General features: G+C 69.5%; 17 protein-coding genes. 5 read left to right on the top strand and 12 right to left on the bottom strand.

The genetic code is table 11. The features are described 5' to 3' along the window. Positions 1-70 precede the first annotated feature (70 nt). The gene (locus KV106_RS31260) at positions 71-1,513 is read left to right on the top strand and encodes an amidase (protein ID WP_261215070.1); all 1,443 of its coding nucleotides are present in this window, start codon (positions 71-73) and stop codon (positions 1,511-1,513) included. A 6-nt stretch (positions 1,514-1,519) separates the two neighbouring features. Here KV106_RS31260 and KV106_RS31255 read toward each other — a convergent pair whose 3' ends face one another. Beyond that, the gene (locus KV106_RS31255; protein WP_261215069.1) at positions 1,520-2,458 is read right to left on the bottom strand and encodes a 2-hydroxyacid dehydrogenase; all 939 of its coding nucleotides are present in this window, start codon (positions 2,456-2,458) and stop codon (positions 1,520-1,522) included. A 47-nt stretch (positions 2,459-2,505) separates the two neighbouring features. After that, on the bottom strand, positions 2,506-4,350 hold the full coding sequence (locus KV106_RS31250; protein ID WP_057590975.1) for an ABCB family ABC transporter ATP-binding protein/permease: 1,845 nt from the start codon (positions 4,348-4,350) through the stop codon (positions 2,506-2,508). Between the two features lie 41 nt (positions 4,351-4,391). On the opposite strand from KV106_RS31250, the gene KV106_RS31245 reads away from it, so the two are divergent. Then, positions 4,392-4,820, top strand: a complete 429-nt coding sequence (locus KV106_RS31245) for an acyl-CoA thioesterase (protein ID WP_057590974.1) — start codon at positions 4,392-4,394, stop codon at positions 4,818-4,820. Between the two features lie 15 nt (positions 4,821-4,835). Here KV106_RS31245 and KV106_RS31240 read toward each other — a convergent pair whose 3' ends face one another. The 10 genes from KV106_RS31240 to KV106_RS31195 form a co-directional block, all read right to left on the bottom strand. After that, entirely contained in the window at positions 4,836-5,942 is a 1,107-nt protein-coding gene (locus KV106_RS31240) for an ABC transporter substrate-binding protein (protein WP_409976576.1), read from the bottom strand. Positions 5,943-6,185: 243 nt separating this feature from the next. Continuing rightward, on the bottom strand, positions 6,186-6,950 hold the full coding sequence (locus KV106_RS31235; RefSeq protein WP_208509310.1) for an enoyl-CoA hydratase: 765 nt from the start codon (positions 6,948-6,950) through the stop codon (positions 6,186-6,188). 37 nt (positions 6,951-6,987) lie between these two features. After that, the gene (locus tag KV106_RS31230) at positions 6,988-7,581 is read right to left on the bottom strand and encodes a 2-hydroxychromene-2-carboxylate isomerase (protein ID WP_057590972.1); all 594 of its coding nucleotides are present in this window, start codon (positions 7,579-7,581) and stop codon (positions 6,988-6,990) included. A gap of 65 nt (positions 7,582-7,646) precedes the next feature. Then, positions 7,647-8,486 (bottom strand): acyl-CoA thioesterase, encoded by an 840-nt coding sequence (locus KV106_RS31225; RefSeq protein WP_261215062.1) that lies wholly within the window; start codon positions 8,484-8,486, stop codon positions 7,647-7,649. Positions 8,487-8,513: 27 nt separating this feature from the next. Then, complete coding sequence (locus tag KV106_RS31220) at positions 8,514-9,410, bottom strand: alpha/beta hydrolase family protein (protein ID WP_261215055.1); 897 nt, start codon at positions 9,408-9,410, stop codon at positions 8,514-8,516. A gap of 53 nt (positions 9,411-9,463) precedes the next feature. After that, positions 9,464-10,663, bottom strand: a complete 1,200-nt coding sequence (locus KV106_RS31215) for an acetyl-CoA C-acyltransferase (protein ID WP_093354026.1) — start codon at positions 10,661-10,663, stop codon at positions 9,464-9,466. A gap of 11 nt (positions 10,664-10,674) precedes the next feature. Further along, positions 10,675-13,074, bottom strand: a complete 2,400-nt coding sequence (locus tag KV106_RS31210; protein ID WP_261215053.1) for a 3-hydroxyacyl-CoA dehydrogenase/enoyl-CoA hydratase family protein — start codon at positions 13,072-13,074, stop codon at positions 10,675-10,677. A gap of 124 nt (positions 13,075-13,198) precedes the next feature. Then, positions 13,199-13,633 (bottom strand): DUF2147 domain-containing protein, encoded by a 435-nt coding sequence (locus KV106_RS31205; protein ID WP_057590967.1) that lies wholly within the window; start codon positions 13,631-13,633, stop codon positions 13,199-13,201. Positions 13,634-13,672: 39 nt separating this feature from the next. Beyond that, positions 13,673-15,469 (bottom strand): acyl-CoA dehydrogenase C-terminal domain-containing protein, encoded by a 1,797-nt coding sequence (locus KV106_RS31200; protein ID WP_057590966.1) that lies wholly within the window; start codon positions 15,467-15,469, stop codon positions 13,673-13,675. Between the two features lie 59 nt (positions 15,470-15,528). Next, a complete protein-coding gene (locus KV106_RS31195; RefSeq protein ID WP_261215050.1) occupies positions 15,529-16,221 on the bottom strand; it encodes a TetR/AcrR family transcriptional regulator in 693 nt (230 codons plus the stop codon). Between the two features lie 252 nt (positions 16,222-16,473). Here KV106_RS31195 and KV106_RS31190 point away from each other — a divergent pair, with 252 nt between their 5' ends. From KV106_RS31190 to KV106_RS31180, 3 genes are all read left to right on the top strand, one after another. Continuing rightward, the gene (locus KV106_RS31190; protein ID WP_261215042.1) at positions 16,474-16,986 is read left to right on the top strand and encodes a sigma-70 family RNA polymerase sigma factor; all 513 of its coding nucleotides are present in this window, start codon (positions 16,474-16,476) and stop codon (positions 16,984-16,986) included. Between the two features lie 70 nt (positions 16,987-17,056). After that, positions 17,057-18,070: a FecR family protein gene (locus tag KV106_RS31185; protein ID WP_261215040.1), complete on the top strand. Its 1,014-nt coding sequence runs from the start codon at positions 17,057-17,059 to the stop codon at positions 18,068-18,070. Between the two features lie 126 nt (positions 18,071-18,196). After that, complete coding sequence (locus tag KV106_RS31180) at positions 18,197-20,581, top strand: TonB-dependent siderophore receptor (RefSeq protein ID WP_261215039.1); 2,385 nt, start codon at positions 18,197-18,199, stop codon at positions 20,579-20,581. Positions 20,582-20,587 lie beyond the last annotated feature (6 nt).

Below are 20,587 nucleotides of genomic sequence, written 5' to 3'. Positions count from 1 at the left end.
GGCGGCGCTCGGGGACAACCCGCGCCCGGCTGCCACATACTGGCGGCTCGCCCTTTCCTCCCTCCACGCCATGCCCACCGACGACTTCCTCGACCTCAGCGCCACCGAGCTTTCCCGCCGCATCGCCGATCGCGGCCTCTCGTGCCGCGAGCTCATGCGAGCCACGCTGGCGCGCATCGACGCCCTGAACCCGCGCTTCAACGCGATCGTCTCGCTGCGGGACCCCGGCGCGCTGCTGGCCGAGGCCGACCAGCGCGACGCCGAGCTGGCGCGCGGCGAGCGCCGCGGCTGGATGCACGGCTTCCCGCTCGCGGTGAAGGACCTGAGCCACGCGGCCGGCCTGCCGACCTCGAAGGGCTCGCCCTTGCCGCCGCGCACGCCCGCGCGCACCGACAGCCTGCACGTGGCGCGCATGCGCGCGGCCGGCGCGGTCGTCATCGGCAAGACCAACACGCCCGAGTTCGGCCTCGGCTCCCACACCTACAACACGGTGTTCGGCACCACGCGCAACGCCTACGCGCCCGAGCGCAGCGCGGGTGGCAGCAGCGGTGGCGCGGCCGTGGCCCTGGCGCTCGGCATGCTGCCGGTGGCCGACGGCAGCGACATGATGGGTTCGCTGCGCAACCCGGCCGCCTTCAACAACGTGATCGGCATGCGGCCCTCGCGCGGGCGCGTGCCCGGCGACCCCGACGAGGAGCTGTTCTTCCAGCAGCTCGGTTGCGAAGGCCCGATGGCGCGCACGGTGGAGGACACCGCGCGGCTGCTCTCGGTGCAGGCCGGCTTCGACGGCCGCGTGCCGCTGTCCTCGCCGCACGCCCTGCCCGCGCCCGACGACTTGCGGATCGAGGGCGAGGTGCGCGGCCTGCGCATCGGCTGGCTCGGCAGCATCTGGAGCGACCTGCCGCTCGAGCCCGGCGTGCTCGCGCTCGGCGAGAGCGCGCTCGCCACCTTCCGCGCGCTGGGCTGCGAGGTCGAGCCCTGCACCCTCGACGTGCCGCGCGCCCACAACTGGAGCGCCTGGCTGCGGCTGCGCCAGCTGCTGGTGGGCGGCAAGCTCGGTGCCTACATGAACACGCCCGCGCTGGTCGATCAGCTCAAGCCCGAGGCGCGCTGGGAGATCGAGCAGAGCCGGCACCTCGATGCCGCCTCGCTGTTCCAGGCCTCGGTGTGGCGCTCGAACGTCTACCGCGCCTTCCTCGCGCTGTTCGAGCGCTTCGACTTCGTGCTGGCGCCGACCGCGCAGGTCTTCCCCTTCGACGCCGAGCTGCACTGGCCCGCGCAGGTGGCCGGCGTGCCGAGCGACACCTACCACCGCTGGATGGAGATCGTCACGCCGTTCACGCTGGCGGGACTGCCCACGCTCAACGTGCGCGCGGGCTTCGGCGAGGCGGGCCTGCCGATGGGGCTGCAGCTCGCGGGGCCGATCCATGCGGACCTCGAGGTGCTGCGGCTCGGGCATGCGTACGACGAGGCCTGCGGGTGGGGCGACCGCAAGCCGCCCGTGCTGGGCTGAGTTCGCTCAGACCGGCGTGAGAACCCCACGTCCCGCGAAGTGCCCCTCGGCATTCGCGATGAAATGGTCCACCGACTTCTGCGTCGCCTCGGGCGACCAGCCCGCCAGGTGCGGCGTCAGCAGCACGTTGTCGAGGCCGATCAGCTGTTGCGGCGGCTTCGGCTCGCTCTCGTAGACGTCGAGCGCCGCGCCCGCGATGCGGTTCTCGCGCAGCGCCGCGGCCAGCGCCTCGGTGTCGACCACGCTGCCGCGGCCGATGTTCACCAGGTAGCCCCGGGGGCCGATCGCATCGAGCACCTCGGCATTCACCAGGTGGCGCGTGGCGGCGCCGCCGGGCGCGGCCAGCATCAGCACGTCGGCCCAGGCGGCCAGCGACTTCAGGTCGCCGAAGTAGCGGTGCGGCGAGCCCTCGCGCGGCGAACGGTTGTGATAGCCGATCTCCATGTCGAAGCCCGCCGCGCGCTTGGCGATCTTCTGGCCGATGGTGCCCAGGCCGAGAATGCCGAGCTTCTTGCCCGACACGTTCGGCGGCTGCGGGATCGACTCGCGCCACACGCCTTCGCGGCACTGGCGGTCGAGGGTGCGGAAGCCGCGCACGATGGCGATCAGCAGGCCGAAGGCATGGTCGGCCACGCAGTCGTCGTTGGTGCCGGCGCCGTTGGCGGTGACGATGCCGCGCGCGCGGGTCACCTCGAGCGGCACGCCCTCGAAGCCCGCGCCCAGGCAGCAGATCAGCTCGACCTTGGGCATGGCCTCGATCTCGGCCGGCGTGATGCCGATCACGCCGATCGTCAGCACGGCGCGGAATTCATGGCCGCGCGCGGCGATCGCGGCCGCGCGAGCTTCGTCGCCGAAGGCATAGGTCATGTCGTAGACCTCGGCAATCTGGGCCTGGTGGGCGCTCGAGAGGCTGTTGAGCACCAGCAGGGGAATCTTGGTCGACACGTCTGAACTCCTGGAATCGTCGAAAAAAACGGAAAGCAATGATCGGGCTAGAGCAAGGGCGCCGCCTCGCTCTTCTGCAAAGCCCACATCTGCGCATAGCGGCCCTGCTTCGCGAGCAGCTCGCCATGGGTGCCGCGCTCGACGATCACGCCGGCCTCGAGCACCAGGATCTCGTGCGCGTCGACCACGGTCGAGAGGCGGTGCGCGATCACCAGCGTGGTCTTGTCCTGCGCCGCACTCTTGAGCTCGGCCTGGATCGCGCGTTCGTTGGCCGAGTCGAGCGCCGAGGTGGCCTCGTCGAAGATCACGATCGGCGGGTTCTTCAGCAGCGTGCGCGCGATCGCCACGCGCTGCTTCTCGCCGCCCGACAGCTTCAGGCCTCGCTCGCCCACCGTGGTGGCATAGCCCTGCGGCGTGGCGGCGATGAAGTCGTGGATGCGCGCCGCGCGGGCCGCCTCCTCGACCTCCGCGCGCGTGGCGCCCGGGCGACCGTAGGCGATGTTGTATTCGATCGTGTCGTTGAACAGCACCGTGTCCTGCGGCACGATGCCGATCGCGCGGCGCACGCTGGACTGCTGCACCGCGCGGATGTCCTCGCCGCCGATGGTGATGCGGCCCTGCTGCACGTCGTAGAAGCGGTAGAGCAGCCGCGCCAGCGTGGACTTGCCCGAGCCCGAGGGGCCCACCACCGCCACCGTCTTGCCCGCGGGGATCTCGAAGCTCACGTGCTTGAGGATCGGCCGCGCGGCCTCGTAGGCGAAGCTCACGTCCTCGAAGCGCACCGTGGCGTCGGCGCCGGCCAGCGGCTGCGCGCCGGGCGCGTCGCGCACCTCGCGCTCCTTCTCCATCAGCACGAACATCTTGTCGAGGTCGGTCAGGCTCTGCTTGATCTCGCGGTAGATCACGCCCAGGAAGTTGAGCGGGATGTAGAGCTGGATCATGAAGGCGTTGACCATCACCAGGTCGCCCAGGGTCATGCGGCCGTCGACCACGCCCGAGGTGGCGCGCCACAGCATCAGCACCAGGCTGATCGCGATCAGCGCCTGCTGCCCCGCGTTGAGCATGCTCAGCGTGCGCTGGCTGGTGATCGCGGCCTTGCGGTAGCGGTCGAGGCTGGCGTCGTAGCGCTTCGCCTCGAAGGCCTCGTTGTTGAAGTACTTGACGGTCTCGTAGTTCAGGAGCGAATCGACCGCGCGGCTCTGCGCCAGCGAGTCGAGCTCGTTCATGGTCTTGCGGAACTGGGTGCGCCACTCGGTCACGGTGACCGTGAAGCCGATGTAGAGCACCAGCGCCGCCAGCGTGATCCAGACGAACAGCGCATCGAATTTCACGCCGAGGATGGCGAGCACCAGCACCAGCTCGATGATGGTCGGCACGATGCTGTAGAGCGACATCGAGATCAGCGAATGCACGCCGCGCGTGCCGCGCTCGATGTCGCGCGTCATGCCGCCGGTCTGGCGCTCGAGGTGGAAGCGCAGGCTCAGCGAATGCAGGTGGCCGAACACCTCGAGCGCGATGCGGCGCGCCGCGCCCTCGGTGGCCTTGGCGAAGATCAGCTCGCGCAGCTCGTTGAAGAGCGAGGTGCTGAAGCGCAGCAGCCCGTAGGCCACCAGCAGCGCGATCGGCACCACGAGCAGCGCCTGCGCCATGTCGGGCTTGGGCGTCATGGCGTCGACCAGGTTCTTCAGCAGCAGCGGCACGCCGACGTTGGCCACCTTGGCCGCCACCATGAAGCCCAGCGCGAACAGCACGCGCCACTTGTAGTCCCAGAGGTAGGGAAAGAGGCGCCGCAGCGTGGCCCAGTCGGAGCGGTCGGCGCGCGCGGGCGCATGGCCGCCGGCGTGCGGTGGGGAGGAGGTGGGGGTGGAAACGGCTTCGCCGGCGCGGCGCATGAGGGACAATCGTGGTCGTTTTTCTGCCCTGATTGTTGCCCATGTCCGATTCCCCCAGTGCCGACGCCGCCGCCACCCTGAAGAGCCTGCCCACCGACATGGAGCTGGTGCTCAAGGTGATCCCGATGCCGGCGGACTGCAATGCCAACGGCGACATCTTCGGCGGCTGGGTCATGGCCCAGTGCGACCTGGCCGGCTCGGTGATCCCGGCGCGCTACGCCAAGGGGCGCCAGGCCACGGTGGCGGTCAACGAGTTCATCTTCAAGCAGCCGGTGCGCATCGGCGACATCCTGTCCTTCTATTCGAAGCTGGTGCGCATCGGCCGCACCTCGATCACCGTGACCGTGGAGGTCTTCGCCGAGCGCTTCCGGGCGCAGGGCGAGTACATCAAGGTGACGCAGGCCACCTTCACCTACGTGGCGATCGACGACAGCGGGCGGCCGCGGGCGATCGAGCAGCCGGCGGCCTGATCGGCCCGGGCAGCCTCACAGCGCCGGATCGCGCACCTTCTCGAAACGCTCGAACTCCCGGTTGATCCAGCGCCCGTCGCGGCGCTCGGTGCGGCGGATGTAGACCGTCTGCACGATGTCGCGCGTGTAGGCGTCGATCTCGATCGGGCCGCGCGGGCTCTCGAGCTTGAGGCCGCGGAAGGCGTCGATCAGCTTCTCGGGGCTGCCGCCGCCGCGCATCAGCGGCGAGGCCATCGCGAGATCGAGCGCCGCGAAGGCATCGTGCGCGGCCACCGCGAAATAGCCGGGCCGCAGGTGCGAGCCGTACTCGGTCTCGAAGGCCGCGACGAAGCGGCGGTTCTCGGGCGACTCGTGCGCGTACGAATAGTGGTGGCTGGTGACCAGCCCCTCGGCCAGCTCGCCGATGTTCTGCAGGTAGTGGTCGTCGGTGGCGTCGCCGGTCGACAGCAGCCGGATGCCGGTGTCGGCCATGCCGCGGTCGCGCCAGGCGCGCAGGAACCCCGCCGGCATCTGGCCCGAGGGCAGGAAGAAGAACACCGCCTGCGGCTTGAGCTCGCGCAGCCGCAGCATGTAGGCCGTGTAGTCCTGCGTGGCGAGCGGCACGCGCAGCATCGCGCCGACATTGCCGCCGCCGGCCGTGATGCCCGAGACGAAGGCGGTCTCGGCATCGACGCCCGAGGCGTAGTCGGCCGTCACGGTGCAGACCTCGCGCAGCCCCTCCTTGAGCGCCCAGCGCGCCAGCGGCAGCGTGACCTGCGCGATGGTGAAGGACACGCGCACCGTGTAGGGCGAGCGCGCAGTGATGCCCGAGGAGGCGGCGTTCATGATCACCGTGGGCACCTTGGCCTGCGTGGCGACGGCCGCCACGGCATAGGCGTTGGAGCTGAAGTGCAGGCCGGTCAGCAGGTCGACGCGCTCGTTCTCCACCAGGTCGAGCGCGAGCCGGCGCGCCATGTCGGGCGCGCTCACGGGCACGTCGCGCCGCAGCAGTTCGACCGGGCGGCCCGCGATCTGCTGGTTGTGCGCACCGAGCCAGATCGCCATGCCGGCGTCGAACTGCCGCCCGCCACCGATGTAGGCGCCCGACCAGGGGCCGATGACGCCGATGCGCAGCGGCCGCACGCGCGCGAGCACCACCGAAGGCGCCGCCAATGTGGCGCCGAGCAGGCCCAGGGCTTGCCTGCGGGTCGGTCGAATTGCTACCTTTTCAGTAGCATCGAACGACCGCTGGGTGCGGGCTGCTGGCGTGTGTAACTGGAGGACTGGCACGCGAATCAGTGTACGCGTGCGACCCCGCCGAAGGGGCCCCGGCGGCTTGTGGAAAGCCCGTAGAACGCAGGTTGTAGGTACCGACCCGCAGCGCGCTCAGAGCTTCGAGAAATCCGGCTTGCGCTTTTCCATGAAGGCGCCGAAGGCCTCGCGCGCCGCGGGCTCGCGCAGCATGCGGCCGAAGCTCGCGCCCTCCTCGTCCATGCGCTCGATGACCGCGGGCAGCTGCGCCTTCTTGAGCAGCCGCTTGGTCTCGACCAGCGCGCTCAGCGGCTTGGCCGCGAGCTTGCGCGCCTGGGTCTGGGCGATGGCATTGGCCTCGGTCGGCGGCACCACGCGGTTGACCAGGCCGACCTCGAGCGCGGCCTCGGCCATGAAGGGCTCGCCCAGCAGCAGCGCCTCGGCCGCGCGGTGGTAGCCGAGCATCTGCGGCACCAGCAGGCTGGAGGCCGCCTCGGGGCACAGGCCGAGGTTGACGAAGGGCATCGAGAAGGCCGCGTTGTCGCCCGCGTAGACCAGGTCGCAATGGAACAGCATCGTGGTGCCGATGCCCACGGCCGGGCCGCAGACGGCCGCCACGATCGGCTTCGGGAAGGTCGCGATGCCGCGCAGGAAGCGGAACACCGGCGAGTCCTTGCCCGCGGGCGGCGCATTGAGGAAGTCGCCGATGTCGTTGCCGGCGCTGAAGATGGTCGGGTCGCCCTGGATCAGCACGCAGCGCACGGCCGCGTCGCCCTCGGCCTTGGCCAGCGCATCGGCCAGCTCGGCATACATGGCGCTGGTGATCGAGTTCTTCTTGTCGACGCGGTTGAAGGTGATGGTCATCACGCCGGCTTCGGCGTGGACGAGGATGTCGCTCATGGCTTGTGTCCTGTGGAAAGAAGAAAGAGAAAAGGGATCAGGCCGCCAGCGCCTCGCGCACGAAGTCGAGCCGGTCCTGGCCCCAGAACATGTCGCTGCCCACGAACATGGTGGGCGCGCCGAACACGCCGCGCGCCACGGCCTCCTGCGTGACGGCCTTCAGGCGGTCCTTCACGTCCTGCCGGCCCGCGAGCGCGAGCAGCGCGGCCGGGTCGAAGCCCGCGGCCTGCAGCACCGCGCCGACCTCGGCCGGATCGTTGAGGTTGCGCGGCTCGACCCACATCGCGTGGTAGATCGCGTCGACATAGGCCGCGAAGCGCGCGGGCTGTTCCATCTGCACGCCGGTGGCGCCGCGCATCAAGAGCAGCGTGTTGATCGGGAAGTGCGGGTTGTGCACGAAGGGCACGCCGTAGCGCTTCGCGAAGCGCTGCAGGTCGGTCGTCATGTACGACCCCTTGGGCGCGATCTCGGCCGGCGAGTGGTTGCCCGTGGCCTGGAACACGCCGCCCAGCAGCATCGGTTTCCAGACCAGCTCGGCGCCGGTGTCAGCGCACACATGGGGCAGCTGGGTCGCGGCGAGGTAGGCGGCGGGGCTGCCGAAATCGAAATAGAACTCGACGGTCTTCGTCATGCGGCGTTGTCTCCTGGGTGGGCTGGATTCTCTCCGGGCGGCCGCGGGCCTTGCGAAACCGGAGGCTATTCCTTGTAGTAGACGATCTGGTTCGAGGTCGCGAGCAGCACGCCGGCCTCGCTCCACAACTGCGCGGTCTGGTCGAAGAAGCCGTTGAAGAACTGCTGCCCCGTCGCCTGCCCGAGCAAGAAGCCGGTGCCGACCTCGGCCAGTTGCGCCGCGTCGGCGTGGAAGTAGGTGGTGATCGACACCGTGCCGGCCGGCACGTGCTTGGCGCGGCGCAGCCAGATGCGTGGATAGAACACGTCGCTCATGGCCGCGAGCGAGGGCAGGTCGAGCGGCCGCGGCTGCGCGTCGCGCACCCAGATGCGGGTCTGGCTGTGCTGCAGGCTGCCGTCCCACTGCGCGGGAATGCCGCCGCTGAACGGGCGCATCTCGTACTGCTGCACCCAGGCCACGCCAGCCGGGCCGATGCGGATCGGCTCGACCGCCTCGGGCTTCGGCACCTCGGGCATGGCGAGGTCGCTCCGGCCCCAGGTCTCGCGGCGCGCGGCCGTCACCACGGTGGCGGTGGTCGTCATGTTCGGCGCGCCGCCCGCGCCGGGCTGCGTGATCTGCACGGTCCAGTGCTGGGTCGAACGGTTGGTGCGCACCGCGGTCGCCTGCACGTCGAAGGCACCGGCCTCGAGCGCGGCCGCGTAATTCACGGTCAGCGCGATCGGCGTGCCCAGCAGGTCCGGATGCTGCAGCACCGCCTGCAGCGCGACCGCCGCGGTGGTGCCGCCGAAGGGACCGACCATGTTCCAGTAGTCGGGGCTGGTGGTGCCGGTGAAGTGGCCCGCGCGCAGGTCGCTGTGCTGCAGCGCGATGGCCTTGTCGAAGGGGTGGGGAGTGCTCGTGCTCATGGCCGCAGTGTGCTCCGGCGCGCGGCCTCAGGCAGTCGTGTGCGGGACGCCGGGCGCGGTCGTCAACGCGCCCAGCCGATGCAGCTTGTCGACCGTGGCGGGCCACAGGCTCTGGCTGAACTGCTCGCGGAAGAAGCCGAAGTGACCGATGCGCCGCGCCTGCACGTCGGCCGGCGCGATGCGCTCGATGGCGCGCGGTGCCTGATCGTAGAAGCTCACCAGGCTGTGCGTGCCGGCCAGCGTCATCAGCTCGTCGTCGGTCATCGACAGCGCGAGCACCGGGAAGCGCACGCGGCTGTAGCTCCTTTGCGCCAGCTCGCCCTCGGCACCCACGCTGTAGCGCGGGTTCAGGCACCAGCGCCGCCATTGCAGGATCACGCCGCGCGGCAGGTCGCCCACCTTCCTGAGCTTGCGACCCGGGAAGTAGCCGCACAGCCGCGTGACCAGCGGCACCAGCACGAACCAGAAGTAGAGGATGCCGCGCTTGAGCCGCGGCGCGTTCTCGCGCCAGTAGCCGCTGCCGGCCGCGATGCTCACCAGGCCGTCGACCTGCTCGGGGCGCTGCAGGAAGCCCGGCAGTTGCGCGCCGAGGCTGTGGCCCAGCAGGTAGAGCGGCTGCGCGGGCAGCGCGGCCTTGGCGGCGTCGATGACCGCTTCGTAGTCGCGCGCCCAGTCGAACAGGTCGGCCTCGAAGCCGCGCAGCGAGGCGGCGCGGCGCGAGTCGCCCGAGCCGCGGTAGTCGAAGGTCCAGACGCGCAGCCCCTGGCCCGCGAGCCAGCGCGCGAAGGCCTCGTAGAAGGACTGGCGCACGCCCATGGCGCCGCCGATCACGATGCTGGCGCGCGGCGCGCCCGCGGGTTCGTAGCGGCGCACCGCCAGTTCGTGCGTGCCGCCGTCGACCGGCAACTGCTGCGTCTGATGCATGGCTTGTCTCCTTCTGGCGCCGGCCCTCGTCGCGTTGCCTGGCGCGTGATCGATCAGACGCGCTCGAAGATGCCGGCGGCGCCCTGCCCCATGCCCACGCACATCGTGACCATGCCGTACTTGAGCTTCTCGCGCTGCAGCGCATGCACCACCGTGGCCGAGCGGATCGCGCCGGTGGCGCCCAGCGGATGGCCCAGCGCGATCGCGCCGCCCATCGGGTTGACCTTCGACGGGTCGAGCCCCAGGGTGTTGATGACCGCGAGCGACTGGGCCGCGAAGGCTTCGTTGAGCTCGATCCAGTCGATGTCCTGCTGGCTCAGGCCGGCATAGCGCAGCGCCGCGGGAATCGCCTCGATCGGGCCGATGCCCATGATGTGCGGCGGCACGCCCTTGCTCGCGAAGCTCACGAAGCGCGCCAGCGGCGTCAGGCCGAACTGCTTGACCGCCTTCTCGCTGGCCAGGATCAGCGCGCCCGCGCCGTCGGAGGTCTGCGAGCTGTTGCCGGCCGTGACCGTGCCGCGCGCGGCGAACACGGTGCGCAGCTTGGCGAGGCCTTCGATCGAGGTGTCGGGGCGCGCGCCTTCGTCGAGGTTCACGGTGCGCGTGGTCGCGATCGCTTCGCCGCTCTCGAGATCGGGCGCGCGGTCGGTCACTTCGATCGGCGTGATCTCGTCCGCGAACTTGCCGGCCTTCTGCGCGGCCAGCGCCTTCTGGTGCGAGGCCAGCGCGAATTCGTCCTGGGCCTGGCGGCTCACCTTCCACTGCTGCGCGACCTTCTCGGCCGTCAGGCCCATGCCGTAGGCGATGCCCACGTCGCCGTCGCGCTCGAAGATGGAGGGCGACAGCGAGGGCGAGTTGCCCATCATCGGCACCATGCTCATGCTCTCGACGCCGGCCGCGATCATCACGTCGGCCTCGCCGACGCGGATGCGGTCGGCCGCCATCTGCACCGCCGACAGGCCCGAGGCGCAGAAGCGGTTGACCGTGATGCCACCGACGCTGGTCGGCAGGCCCGCGAGCACCGCGCCGATGCGCGCGACGTTCAGGCCCTGCTGCGCCTCGGGGATCGCGCAGCCGCAGATGATGTCCTCGATGGCCTTCGGATCGAGACCGGGCACTGCAGCCAGCGCGGCCTTCAGCGTGGTCGCGAGCAGGTCGTCGGGACGGTGGTTGCGGAAGTAGCCGCGGTGCGACTTGCCGATGGGGGTGCGGGTGGCCGCGACGATGTAGGCGTCTTGTACTTGCTTGCTCATGAAATCCGTCCTCAGTTGCGCACCGGCTTGCCGGTGCTCAGCATCCCCATGATCCGCTCCTGCGTCTTGGGGTGCACGATGAGCGAGCAGAACGCCTTGCGTTCCAGCGCCATCAGGTATTCCTCGGTCACGAGCGAGCCCGCGTCCACGTCGCCGCCGGTGACCACGTTCGCGATCAGGCTCGCGATGTGGAAGTCGTGCGCGCTGATGAAGCCGCCGTCGCGCATGTTCACGAGCTGGCCCTTGATCGTCGCGGCGCCGCTGCGCCCCGCCACGCGGAAGGTGCGGCGCAGCGGCGGGCGGTAGCCGGCGTCGGCCATGGCCTTGGCCTGCTGCAGCGCCACGTAGAGCAGCTCGTCCTTGTTCGGCACGATCACGTCGCTGTCGAGCAGGTAGCCGAGCTTCCTCGAATCGAGCGCGCCGGTGCCCACCTTGGCCATCGCCGCGGCCGTGAAGCCTTCGGTGAGGAAGGGCAGCAGGTCGGTGCCGGTCGAGGCCGAGGCGCTCTCGGCCGCGCGGCGCGCGATGTAGGTCAGGCCGCCGGCGCCGGGGATCAGGCCCACGCCGACCTCGACCAGGCCGATGTAGCTTTCCATCGCCGCCACGCGCTTCGACGAGTACACGGCCAGTTCGCAGCCGCCGCCCAGCGCCAGGCCGCGCACGGCCGAGACCACCGGCACGTTGGCATAGCGGATCTTGAGCATCACGTTCTGCAGCTCTTCCTCCGCGCCCTCGACCGCGCCGATGCCCGCGACCACGAAGGCCGGCAGCATCGCCTGCAGGTCGGCGCCGACCGAGAACATCTCGTCGGGCGACCAGATCACCAGGCCCTCGTATTCGGCCTCGGCGAGTTCGACCGCGGCGCCCAGCGCCTCGGCCACGTCGGGGCTGATGGCGTGCATCTTCGAATGGATGCTCGCGATCAGCACCTCGCCGTCGAGCGTCCACACGCGCACGTCGCCTTCATCGCTGATCGTGGTGCCGGCCGTGTTGGCATCGGCCGCGTTCGCGCCGAGCACGCTCTCGGGGAACAGCTGGCGCGCATGCACCGGCAGCTTGCGCTGCGGCACGAACTTGTTCTGCGAGGCGCTCCACGAGCCTTCGGGCGTGTGCACGCCGCCGGCCTCGGCCACCGGGCCTTCGAACACCCACTTCGGCAGCGGCGCGCTGCTCAGCGCCTTGCCGGCGTCGATGTCTTCCTGCACCCACTTCGCGACCTGCGCCCAGCCGGCTTCCTGCCAGAGTTCGAACGGGCCCTGCTTCATGCCGAAGCCCCAGCGCATCGCGAAGTCGATGTCGCGCGCGCTCTCGGCGATATCGCCCAGGTGCACGGCCGCGTAATGGAAGCCGTCGCGCAGGATCGCCCAGAGGAACTGGCCCTGCGGTCCTTCGCTCTCGCGCAGCAGCTTCAGGCGCTCGCCCGCGGGCTTCTTGAGCATGCGGCCGTAGACTTCGTCGGCCTTGGCGCCGGCGGGCACGTAGTCGCCGCTCTGGAGGTCGAAGCGCAGGATGTCGCGGCCCACCTTCTTGAAGAAGCCGGCCTTGGTCTTCTGGCCCAGGTTCTTCAGTTCCAGCAGCTTGGCGAGCACCGGCGGCGTCGCGAAGTTGGCGTAGAAGGGATCGGTCTCGGCACTCAGGTTGTCCTGCAGCGTCTTCACCACGTGGGCCATGGTGTCCAGGCCCACCACGTCGGCGGTGCGGAAGGTGCCCGAGCTCGCGCGGCCCAGCTTCTTGCCCGTGAGGTCGTCCACCACGTCGGGCGTGAGGCCGAACTTCTCGACTTCCTTGAGCGTGGCCAGCATGCCGGCGATGCCGACGCGGTTGGCGATGAAGTTGGGCGTGTCGTGCGCGCGCACCACGCCCTTGCCGAGCGTGCTGGTGACGAAGGCCTCGAGGTCGTCGAGCACCTGCGGCTGCGTGGTGGGCGTGTTGATCAGCTCCACCAGGAACATGTAGCGCGGCGGATTGAAGAAGTGGATGCCGCAGAAGCGCGGCTTCAGTGCTTCGGGCAATGCCTCGCTGAGCTTGGTGATCGACAGGCCCGAGGTGTTCGAGGCCAGGATCGCGTGCTTGGCCACGTGCGGCGCGATCTTCTTGTAGAGGTCGAGCTTCCAGTCCATGCGCTCGGCGATCGCCTCGATCACCAGGTCGCACTCGCCGAGCAGGTCGAGGTTGTCGTCGTAGTTGGCCTGTTCGATCAGGCCCGCGTCGGCCACGTCGCCCAGCGGCGCGGGCTTGAGCTTCTTGAGGTTGTCGATGGCGCGCGTGACGATGCCGTTCTTCGGGCCTTCCTTGGCCGCCAGGTCGAACAGCACCACCGGCACGCGCACGTTGACGAGGTGGGCCGCGATCTGCGCGCCCATCACGCCGGCGCCGAGCACGGCGACCTTCTTCACTTGAAATCTGGACATAACAGAGCTTTTTGGGGTTCTGACTTATTCGGGGAACACCGTGGAACCGGCTTTGCCGGGCCACTGGTGTTGCCCCCTTGAGGGGGGAGGCGGCTACACGAAGTGAGCAAGCAACGGGGGTGGGTCAAGGAACGCGGTTCCAGGTTTGGGTGCGCCAGAAGGGGCCGAGATAGCCGCGCACTTCGAGCTTCTTGCCGCCGTCGATCGGCGTGAAGCTCGCGCGGTATTCCTTGCCGTTCTCGGGGTCGAGGATCTTCCCGCCCTCCCAGACGTCCTTGCCGTCGGCCTTCTTGCCGCCGCGGATGATCTCCAGGCCCGCGATCGGCTGGCCCTTGCGGTCGTCCGAGCATTCGTCGCAGACCGCGTCGGGCTTGCCGTCCTTCTTCAGCGACTTCTCGATGCGGCCGACGAGCGCGCCGCCGGTCTCGCCGATGCGGATCTCGGCCTTGGCCTCGCCGGTCTTGTCGTCGACGTTGCGCCACAGGCCCACCGGAGTGGTCTGGGCCAGGGCCGTGACCGAGGTCGCGACGAGGACGAGGGCTGCAAGCGTTGCTTTCATGGTCGGCTCCGGAAGTGGTCGAAGAGGGGAGGCGCGGACTCAGGCCAGCGCGGCGTCGGTGTCCATCAGCACCTTGCTGCCGGCACGGGCCGTGCGCATCAGCGTCGCGGTCTCGGGGAACAGCTTGGCGAAGTAGAAGCGCGCGGTCTGCAGCTTGGCGACGTAGAACGGGTCGGTGTTGCCGGCCGCGATCTCGCGCAGCGCGACCTGCGCCATGCGGGCGAACAGGTAGCCGAACACGAAGTGGCCGGCCACGCGCAGGTAGTCCACCGCGGCGGCGCCGACCTCGTCGGGGTTCTGGAAGCCCTTGAAGCCGATCTCGGTCGTGAACTTGGTGAGTTGGTCGCCCAGGCCCGCGATCGGATTGATGAACTCGGCCATCTTCTCGTTCACGCCCTCTTCTTCCACCAGCTTCGCGACCAGCTTACCGAACTTCTTCAGCGAGGCGCCGTTGTTGCCCAGCACCTTGCGGCCCAGCAGGTCGAGCGACTGCACGGTGTTCGTGCCTTCGTAGATCATGTTGATGCGGTTGTCGCGCACGTACTGCTCCATGCCCCATTCCTTGATGAAGCCATGGCCGCCGAAGACCTGCATGCAGGCATTGGTCGCGATGTGGCCGTTGTCGGTGATGAAGGCCTTCACGATCGGCGTGAGCAGCGCGACCAGTTCGCCGCTGTCCTTGCGCACCTTTTCGTCGGGATGGTGGTGTTCCTTGTCGAGCAGCAGGGTGCAGAACACCTGCAGCGCGCGGCCGCCCTCGGCATAGGCCTTGGCGGTCAGCAGCATCTTGCGCACGTCGGGGTGCACGATGATCGGATCGGCTTCCTTGTCCTTGGCCTTCACGCCCGACAGCGAGCGCATCTGCAGGCGGTCCTTGGCATAGGCCAGCGCGTTCTGGAACGCCACCTCGGTCAGGCCCAGCGACTGGTTGCCCACGCCCAGGCGCGCGGCGTTCATCATCACGAACATCGCGGCCAGGCCCTTGTTGGGCTCGCCCACCAGCGTACCGGTGGCGCCCTCGATCACGATCTGCGCGGTGGCGTTGCCGTGGATGCCCATCTTGTGCTCGAGGCCGGCGCAGAAGATCGGGTTGCGCTCGCCGAGCGAACCGTCGGCCTTGACGTGGAACTTCGGCACCACGAACAGGCTGATGCCCTTGCTGCCCTTGGGCGCGTCGGGCAGCCGGGCCAGCACCAGGTGGATGATGTTGCCGGCCATGTCGTGCTCGCCGGCCGAGATGAAGATCTTGTTGCCGGTGATGCGGTACGTGCCGTCGGCCTGCGGTTCTGCCTTGGTGCGCAGCAGGCCGAGGTCGGTGCCGCAGTGGGGTTCGGTCAGGCACATGGTGCCGGTCCATTCGCCGCTCACCAGCTTGGGCAGGTAGGTCTTCTTCTGCTCGTCGGTGCCGTGCGCCACCAGCGCCTCGTAGGCGCCGTGCGAGAGGCCCGGGTACATGGTCCAGGCCTGGTTCGCGCTGTTGAGCATCTCGAACAGGCACTGGTTGACCACGAAGGGCAGGCCCTGGCCGCCGAAGGCCGGGTCGCACGACAGCGCGGGCCAGCCGCCCTCGACGTACTTGGCGTAGGCCTCCTTGAAGCCCGTGGGCGTCTTGACTTCGTGCGTGGCCTTGTCGAGCACGCAGCCTTCCTCGTCGCCGCTGATGTTGAGCGGGAAGGTGACCTCGGCCGCGAACTTGCCGGCCTCCTCAATCACCGCGTTGATGGTGTCGGCGTCGGTCTCGGCGTGCGCGGGCAGCGCCTTGAGTTCCTCGGCGACGTTGAGCACTTCGTGCAGCACGAATTGCATGTCGCGCACGGGCGGGTTGTAGCTGGGCATCCGGAACTCTCCTGGTCGAACTGAAAGATGAAAGGGAAGAAAAAAACGGTGCCGCGCGCTCAGCGCACGGTCTTGAGGCGGCGCACGCGCGAGGGCGCGGCGGCAGCGGTCGGCGCGGGCGTCCCGGCCGCCGCATAGCGGCCGAGGATGTTGTCGAAGCCGGTGTTGGCACGGCCGATGGAGCCGGGCACCCGCAGGAAGCGGGCCTCGTAGTGCAGCGCGAGGATCAGGCCGTGGATCTCGAACGCGACCTGGCGCTCGTCGGCATCGGCGTTGAGGTGGCCCTCCTCCTTCGACTGCACGATCGCGCGCAGCACGGCGGCCTGCCAGATCGAGACCGATTCCACCAGCGCGTCGCGCACCGGGCCCGGGCGGTCGTCGAATTCGGAAGCGCCGCTGATGTAGATGCAGCCCGAGTCGATCTCGGTCGAGGTGCGCTTCATCCAGTTGGCGAACATCGCGCGCAGCCGCGGCAGGCCGCGTTCGGCCTCGATGGCGGGGAAGAACACTTCCTGCTCGAAACGCGCGTGGTACTCGCGCACCACCGAGATCTGCAGTTCCTCGCGCGAGCCGAAGTGGGCGAACACGCCCGACTTGCTCATCTTGGTGATCTCGGCCACGGCACCGATCGACAGGCCCTCGAGCCCGATCTGCGCGGCCAGCGCCAGGGCGGCATCGACGATCACGGCCTTGGTCTGCTGGCCCTTCTGGGCGGCGCGGGCCGGCTTGGCGGAAACGGCATTGACGGACATCGTGGGACTTCCAGACAAAAACGAACGGTCGTTCTATTTTGCAGGGGCTTTCGATTTCTCGCCGGCAAAGACCTTGAGCCGGAAAAGGTTATCAACGAAAAGCAACCGGCGGATGACAGGCCGGATCGCCGCGCCGCGGCTCGCCGATAATGAGAAGAGTTCCCATCCACGACGCGCGCGAGATCAGCCGCCGCCACATCCCCACGCCAGCCGGTCGTCGGAACGCATCCCCCTCCATGGCATGGGTCGATCTTGCTCGAGCGCTATTACCGCGAACTGCTGAACTTCCTCTTCCGCTCGGTGAACGACCGCGACGCCGCGGCCGACCTCGCGCAGGAGAGCTATGCGCGCGTGCTCGCGCTGCGGCAATCGGGCGAGGCCATCTCCAACGTGCGCGCGCTGCTCTATCGCACCGCGCGCAACCTGGTGATCGACCGCCATCGCCGCGCCGTGCTGCGCGACCACGAGGACATCGACGCGCTGGCCGACGCCGCGCATGCGATGGCGCCCGCCCACGCGCAGCCCGAGGAGGCCTACGCCTCGGCGCAGCATGCGCGGGCGATCCTGGCGGCGATCGAGGCCCTGCCGCCGCGCTGCCGCGAGGCCTTCGTGCTCAACCGCTTCGAGGGCCTGTCGCACCAGGAGGTGGCCGAGCGCATGGGCATCTCGAAGAACATGGTGGCGCAGCACGTGATCCGCGGCGTGCTGGCCTGCCAGGCCTGCGAGGACGCCTTCGGCACCGGGACCAGCGACCACAATCGATAGCGCGGCGCCGCACCGACCTCCACTTCGAGGCCGCCCGCGCGTCTCCATCCAGAACAGAGAACTTCCCCGCATGACAGCCACCCCGCCCACCGATCCCGCGCCGGACGCCGAACAGGCCGCCGCGCGCTGGCTGGTGCGCCGGCAGGACGGGCTGGCGCCGGACGAGGCGGCCGAATTCGAGGCCTGGCTCGCGGCCACGCCCGCGCACCGCGCCGCGCTCGAGCGGCTCGAAGGCACCTGGCGGCGGCTCGACACGCTGCCCGCCGCCGAACTGGCCGCGCTGCGCGCGCGCACGCAGGCCGCCACCCCGCCGCGCCGCGGCTGGCAGGGCACGCGCCGCTGGATGCCGCTGGCCGCCTCGGCCTGCGCGCTGTTCGTGGTGGCGGGCGGCTGGGCGCTGTGGCAGCAGCAGCCGGTCTATGCCAAGACCTTCGCCACCGCGCGCGGCCAGCAGCTCGACGTGCAATTGCCCGACGGCAGCGTGCTCCAGCTCGACACCGCCACGCGCGCCGAAGTCACGCTCTATCGCCAGCGGCGCGAGGTGCGCCTGCCCGAGGGCCAGGCCCATTTCAGTGTGCAGGCCGATGCCGCCCGTCCCTTCGATGTGCTCGCCGGCCCGCTGCGCATCACGGTGGTCGGCACGCGCTTCTCGGTGCGCCACACGCAGGCCGGGCTCGATGCCGGTGGCGTGCGCGTGACCGTGGAGGAAGGCCGCGTGCGCGTGCGCGTGGCCTCGGCCGAGCCGGCGGCCGGGGCCGAGCCGCGGCTGCTGGGCCCGGGCGAGGCCGTCGCCGCCGATGCGGGCGGCCGCCTGCGCGGCACGTCCGCCGCACCCGCCGCGGGCGCCCTGCTCTGGCGCGAAGGCCGCGCCAATTTCGAGAACACGCCGCTGGCGCAGGCGCTGGCCGAGTTCGAGCGCTACGGCCCGACCGGCCTCACGGTGCGCGACCCCGCGGTGGCCGCGATGCGCATCAACGGCAGCTTCGACCTGCGGCAGTTCGGCGCCTTCGCCAAGGCGCTGCCGCAGGTGCTGCCGGTGCGGCTGCAGCCGCGCGAGGGCACGACCGAGATCGCGCCGCGCTGAGGCCCGCCGGGCCCCGGGCGAAGTTTTTTCAAAAAAGTTCGAGACGGACCTCCACTGCGCCGGAACTGATGCGTCTGCATGGGTAGTTCTTTTCCTCTACCCATCGACCTTCCGGAGTCCGCCTTCATGCCGCACCCGCGCTTCCGCCCCGCCGCCACCGCCTTCGCGGCGGCCCTTGTCCTCGCCGCCTGGGGCACCTCATCCGTCAACGCCCAGCCCGTGCCCGCCGTGCAGGCCGCGGCCGTCTACCCGATCGCGCTGCCCGCCCAGCCGCTCGGCGCGGCGCTCAACGAACTCGCGCGCCAGGCCCGGCTGCAGCTGATGGTCCATCCCGACCTCGTCGCCGGCAAGCAGGCGCCGGCGGTGTCGGGCCAGTTCACCGCGAGCCAGGCGCTGGAGCGCGTGCTCGCGGGCAGCGGCCTGGGCGCGAGCCTCGACGGCAACGCGGCCGTGATCCGCGCCCTGCCCGCGGCAACGAGCGGCGCGACGCTGCCGCCGGTGGTGGTGAACGCCGCCGCGCCCGACGCCACGCCGGCCCTGCAGCAGGACGGCACCGCCGCCGACGGCTACCGCGCCAAGACCGTCTCCTCGGTCGGCGCGCTCGGCGGCATGGCGCTGCAGGACACGCCGTTCTCGATCATCGTGGTGCCGCGCGAGCTGGTCCAGAACATCCAGGCGCAGTCGCTCGACGACATCTACAAGCTCAACCCCTCGACCCGTACCGCCACCCCGCAGATCACGGGCTGGTCGCCGCTCGTCAACATCCGCGGCTTCAACGGCTACAACACGGCGGAAGACGGCCTGCGGCGCCTCTACAACCATGCGGCCGTGGTCGAGGACAAGGAACGCATCGAGATCCTGAACGGCCTCTCGGGCTTCCTGTTCGGCGCGGCCCAGCCCGGGGGCATGATCAACAGCGTCTACAAGCGCCCGACCGTCGAGCGCCTCAACAGCCTCACCGTCGGCAACTACGGCGGCAGCCAGGCCTACGTGCACGGCGACTTCGGCGGCCGCTTCGACGAGGCCGGCCGCGTCGGCTACCGGCTCAACGTGGTCAAGCAGGAAGGCGGCACGGCCGTCGACGACCAGAAGATCAACCGCTCGCTGTTCAGCGCCGCCGTCGACTGGCACGTGACCGACAGGCTGCTGCTGGAATTCAACGCGGTCTACAACAAGTACAGGACCTCGGGCTCCTCCGCCTACTGGTTCTTCAGCGGCGTGCCGCACGGCCGCGCGCCCGACGCCAGGAGGAACTGGGGCCAGCCCTGGGTCAACGACGAGTTCGAGAACACCAAGCTGATGGGCAAGGCGACCTACAAGGTCAACGACAAGCTCACGCTGCGCGGCGCCTACATGCGCGACGACATCGACCGCCCGGTGCAGGACCACACGCTCAACAGCGTGCGTTCGCCGACGGGCTTCACCCAGAACCGCCAGCGCGTGGCCGGCACCAAGGACGCCTTCGCGGCCGCCTCCGCCATGGCCGACATCAGCTTCGACACCGGCCCGGTCGCGCACAAGCTGACCCTCGGCTACTACATGTATTCCGACAAGTCGTGGAGCTCGGACTACTACCCCAGCACCGGCTACAAGGGTCCCTACCCCTTCTTCGCCCCCACCTACGTGCCCGAGCCGGTGTTCCCGCCGAACACCTACGGCAGCTACTACGCCGGCCGCGTGAGCAATACCAACTACCTGATCGGCGACAACATCCAGTTCGACGACCGATGGTCGCTGCTGCTGGGAATCACGCGCAGCAACATCCGCAGTCAGAGCCTCGACTCCGGCGGCGCGCGCACGCAGCCCGACTACGACAAGAGCCGCAATTCGCCCTCGGTCTCGCTGCTGTACAAGCCCGTGCCCTGGCTGACCACCTACGTCAGCTACATCGAGGGGCTGGAACAGGGCGGCATCGCGCCCGACACCGCCTCCAACGCCGGCGCCATCCTGGCCCCGATGGTCAGCAAGCAGAAGGAGATCGGCCTCAAGGCCACCGTCGGCGAGCTGCTGCTGACCACCGCCCTGTTCGACATCGAGAAGGCCTACGAGTACACCGACAGCCGCAACGTCTACGCGCAGAACGGCCGCCAGAACCATAAGGGCATCGAGTTCAACGTCTCGGGCAGGATCACGGACAGATGGACTGTGGTGACCGGGATCACCTCGCTCGACGCCGAGGTGAAGGGTTCCGAACTCGACGGAAAGACGCCGCAGAACGTGGCGAAGCTGATCGCCAAGTTCTACACCGAGTACGAGCTTCCCGTGCCGGGCCTGACCCTGACCGGCGGCATCTACCACACCGGCAAGCAGTGGGCCAATGCGGCAAACACCGACCGCCTGCCCGCCGTCACCACCGCCGACCTCGGCCTGCGCTACGCCATGAAGCTCTCGGGCCGGCCGCTGACCCTGCGGCTGAACGTGAACAACGTCGCCAACAAGAGCTACTGGCTCAACAGCTACTACGTGGGCGCGCCGCGCAGCGTGGCCTTCTCGGCGCAGATGCCGTTCTGAGCGGCA

The sequence above is a fragment of the Variovorax endophyticus genome (assembly GCF_025376855.1).
Taxonomy (GTDB): Bacteria; Pseudomonadota; Gammaproteobacteria; order Burkholderiales; family Burkholderiaceae_C; genus Variovorax.
This window is presented reverse-complemented; position numbering and strand designations above follow the sequence as displayed.

Bases quoted from the DNA above. Each gene is read 5' to 3' on its own strand.
- KV106_RS31225 (WP_261215062.1), bottom strand. From the start codon at position 8,486: ATGAGCACGAGCACTCCCCACCCCTTCGACAAGGCCATCGCGCTGCAG.
- KV106_RS31185 (WP_261215040.1), top strand. From the start codon at position 17,057: ATGACAGCCACCCCGCCCACCGATCCCGCGCCGGACGCCGAACAGGCC.
- KV106_RS31235 (WP_208509310.1), bottom strand. From the start codon at position 6,950: ATGAGCGACATCCTCGTCCACGCCGAAGCCGGCGTGATGACCATCACC.
- KV106_RS31195 (WP_261215050.1), bottom strand. From the start codon at position 16,221: ATGTCCGTCAATGCCGTTTCCGCCAAGCCGGCCCGCGCCGCCCAGAAG.
- KV106_RS31250 (WP_057590975.1), bottom strand. From the start codon at position 4,350: ATGCGCCGCGCCGGCGAAGCCGTTTCCACCCCCACCTCCTCCCCACCG.
- KV106_RS31205 (WP_057590967.1), bottom strand. From the start codon at position 13,633: ATGAAAGCAACGCTTGCAGCCCTCGTCCTCGTCGCGACCTCGGTCACG.
- KV106_RS31210 (WP_261215053.1), bottom strand. From the start codon at position 13,074: ATGTCCAGATTTCAAGTGAAGAAGGTCGCCGTGCTCGGCGCCGGCGTG.
- KV106_RS31230 (WP_057590972.1), bottom strand. From the start codon at position 7,581: ATGACGAAGACCGTCGAGTTCTATTTCGATTTCGGCAGCCCCGCCGCC.
- KV106_RS31200 (WP_057590966.1), bottom strand. From the start codon at position 15,469: ATGCCCAGCTACAACCCGCCCGTGCGCGACATGCAATTCGTGCTGCAC.
- KV106_RS31245 (WP_057590974.1), top strand. From the start codon at position 4,392: ATGTCCGATTCCCCCAGTGCCGACGCCGCCGCCACCCTGAAGAGCCTG.
- KV106_RS31215 (WP_093354026.1), bottom strand. From the start codon at position 10,663: ATGAGCAAGCAAGTACAAGACGCCTACATCGTCGCGGCCACCCGCACC.
- KV106_RS31260 (WP_261215070.1), top strand. From the start codon at position 71: ATGCCCACCGACGACTTCCTCGACCTCAGCGCCACCGAGCTTTCCCGC.
- KV106_RS31220 (WP_261215055.1), bottom strand. From the start codon at position 9,410: ATGCATCAGACGCAGCAGTTGCCGGTCGACGGCGGCACGCACGAACTG.
- KV106_RS31180 (WP_261215039.1), top strand. From the start codon at position 18,197: ATGCCGCACCCGCGCTTCCGCCCCGCCGCCACCGCCTTCGCGGCGGCC.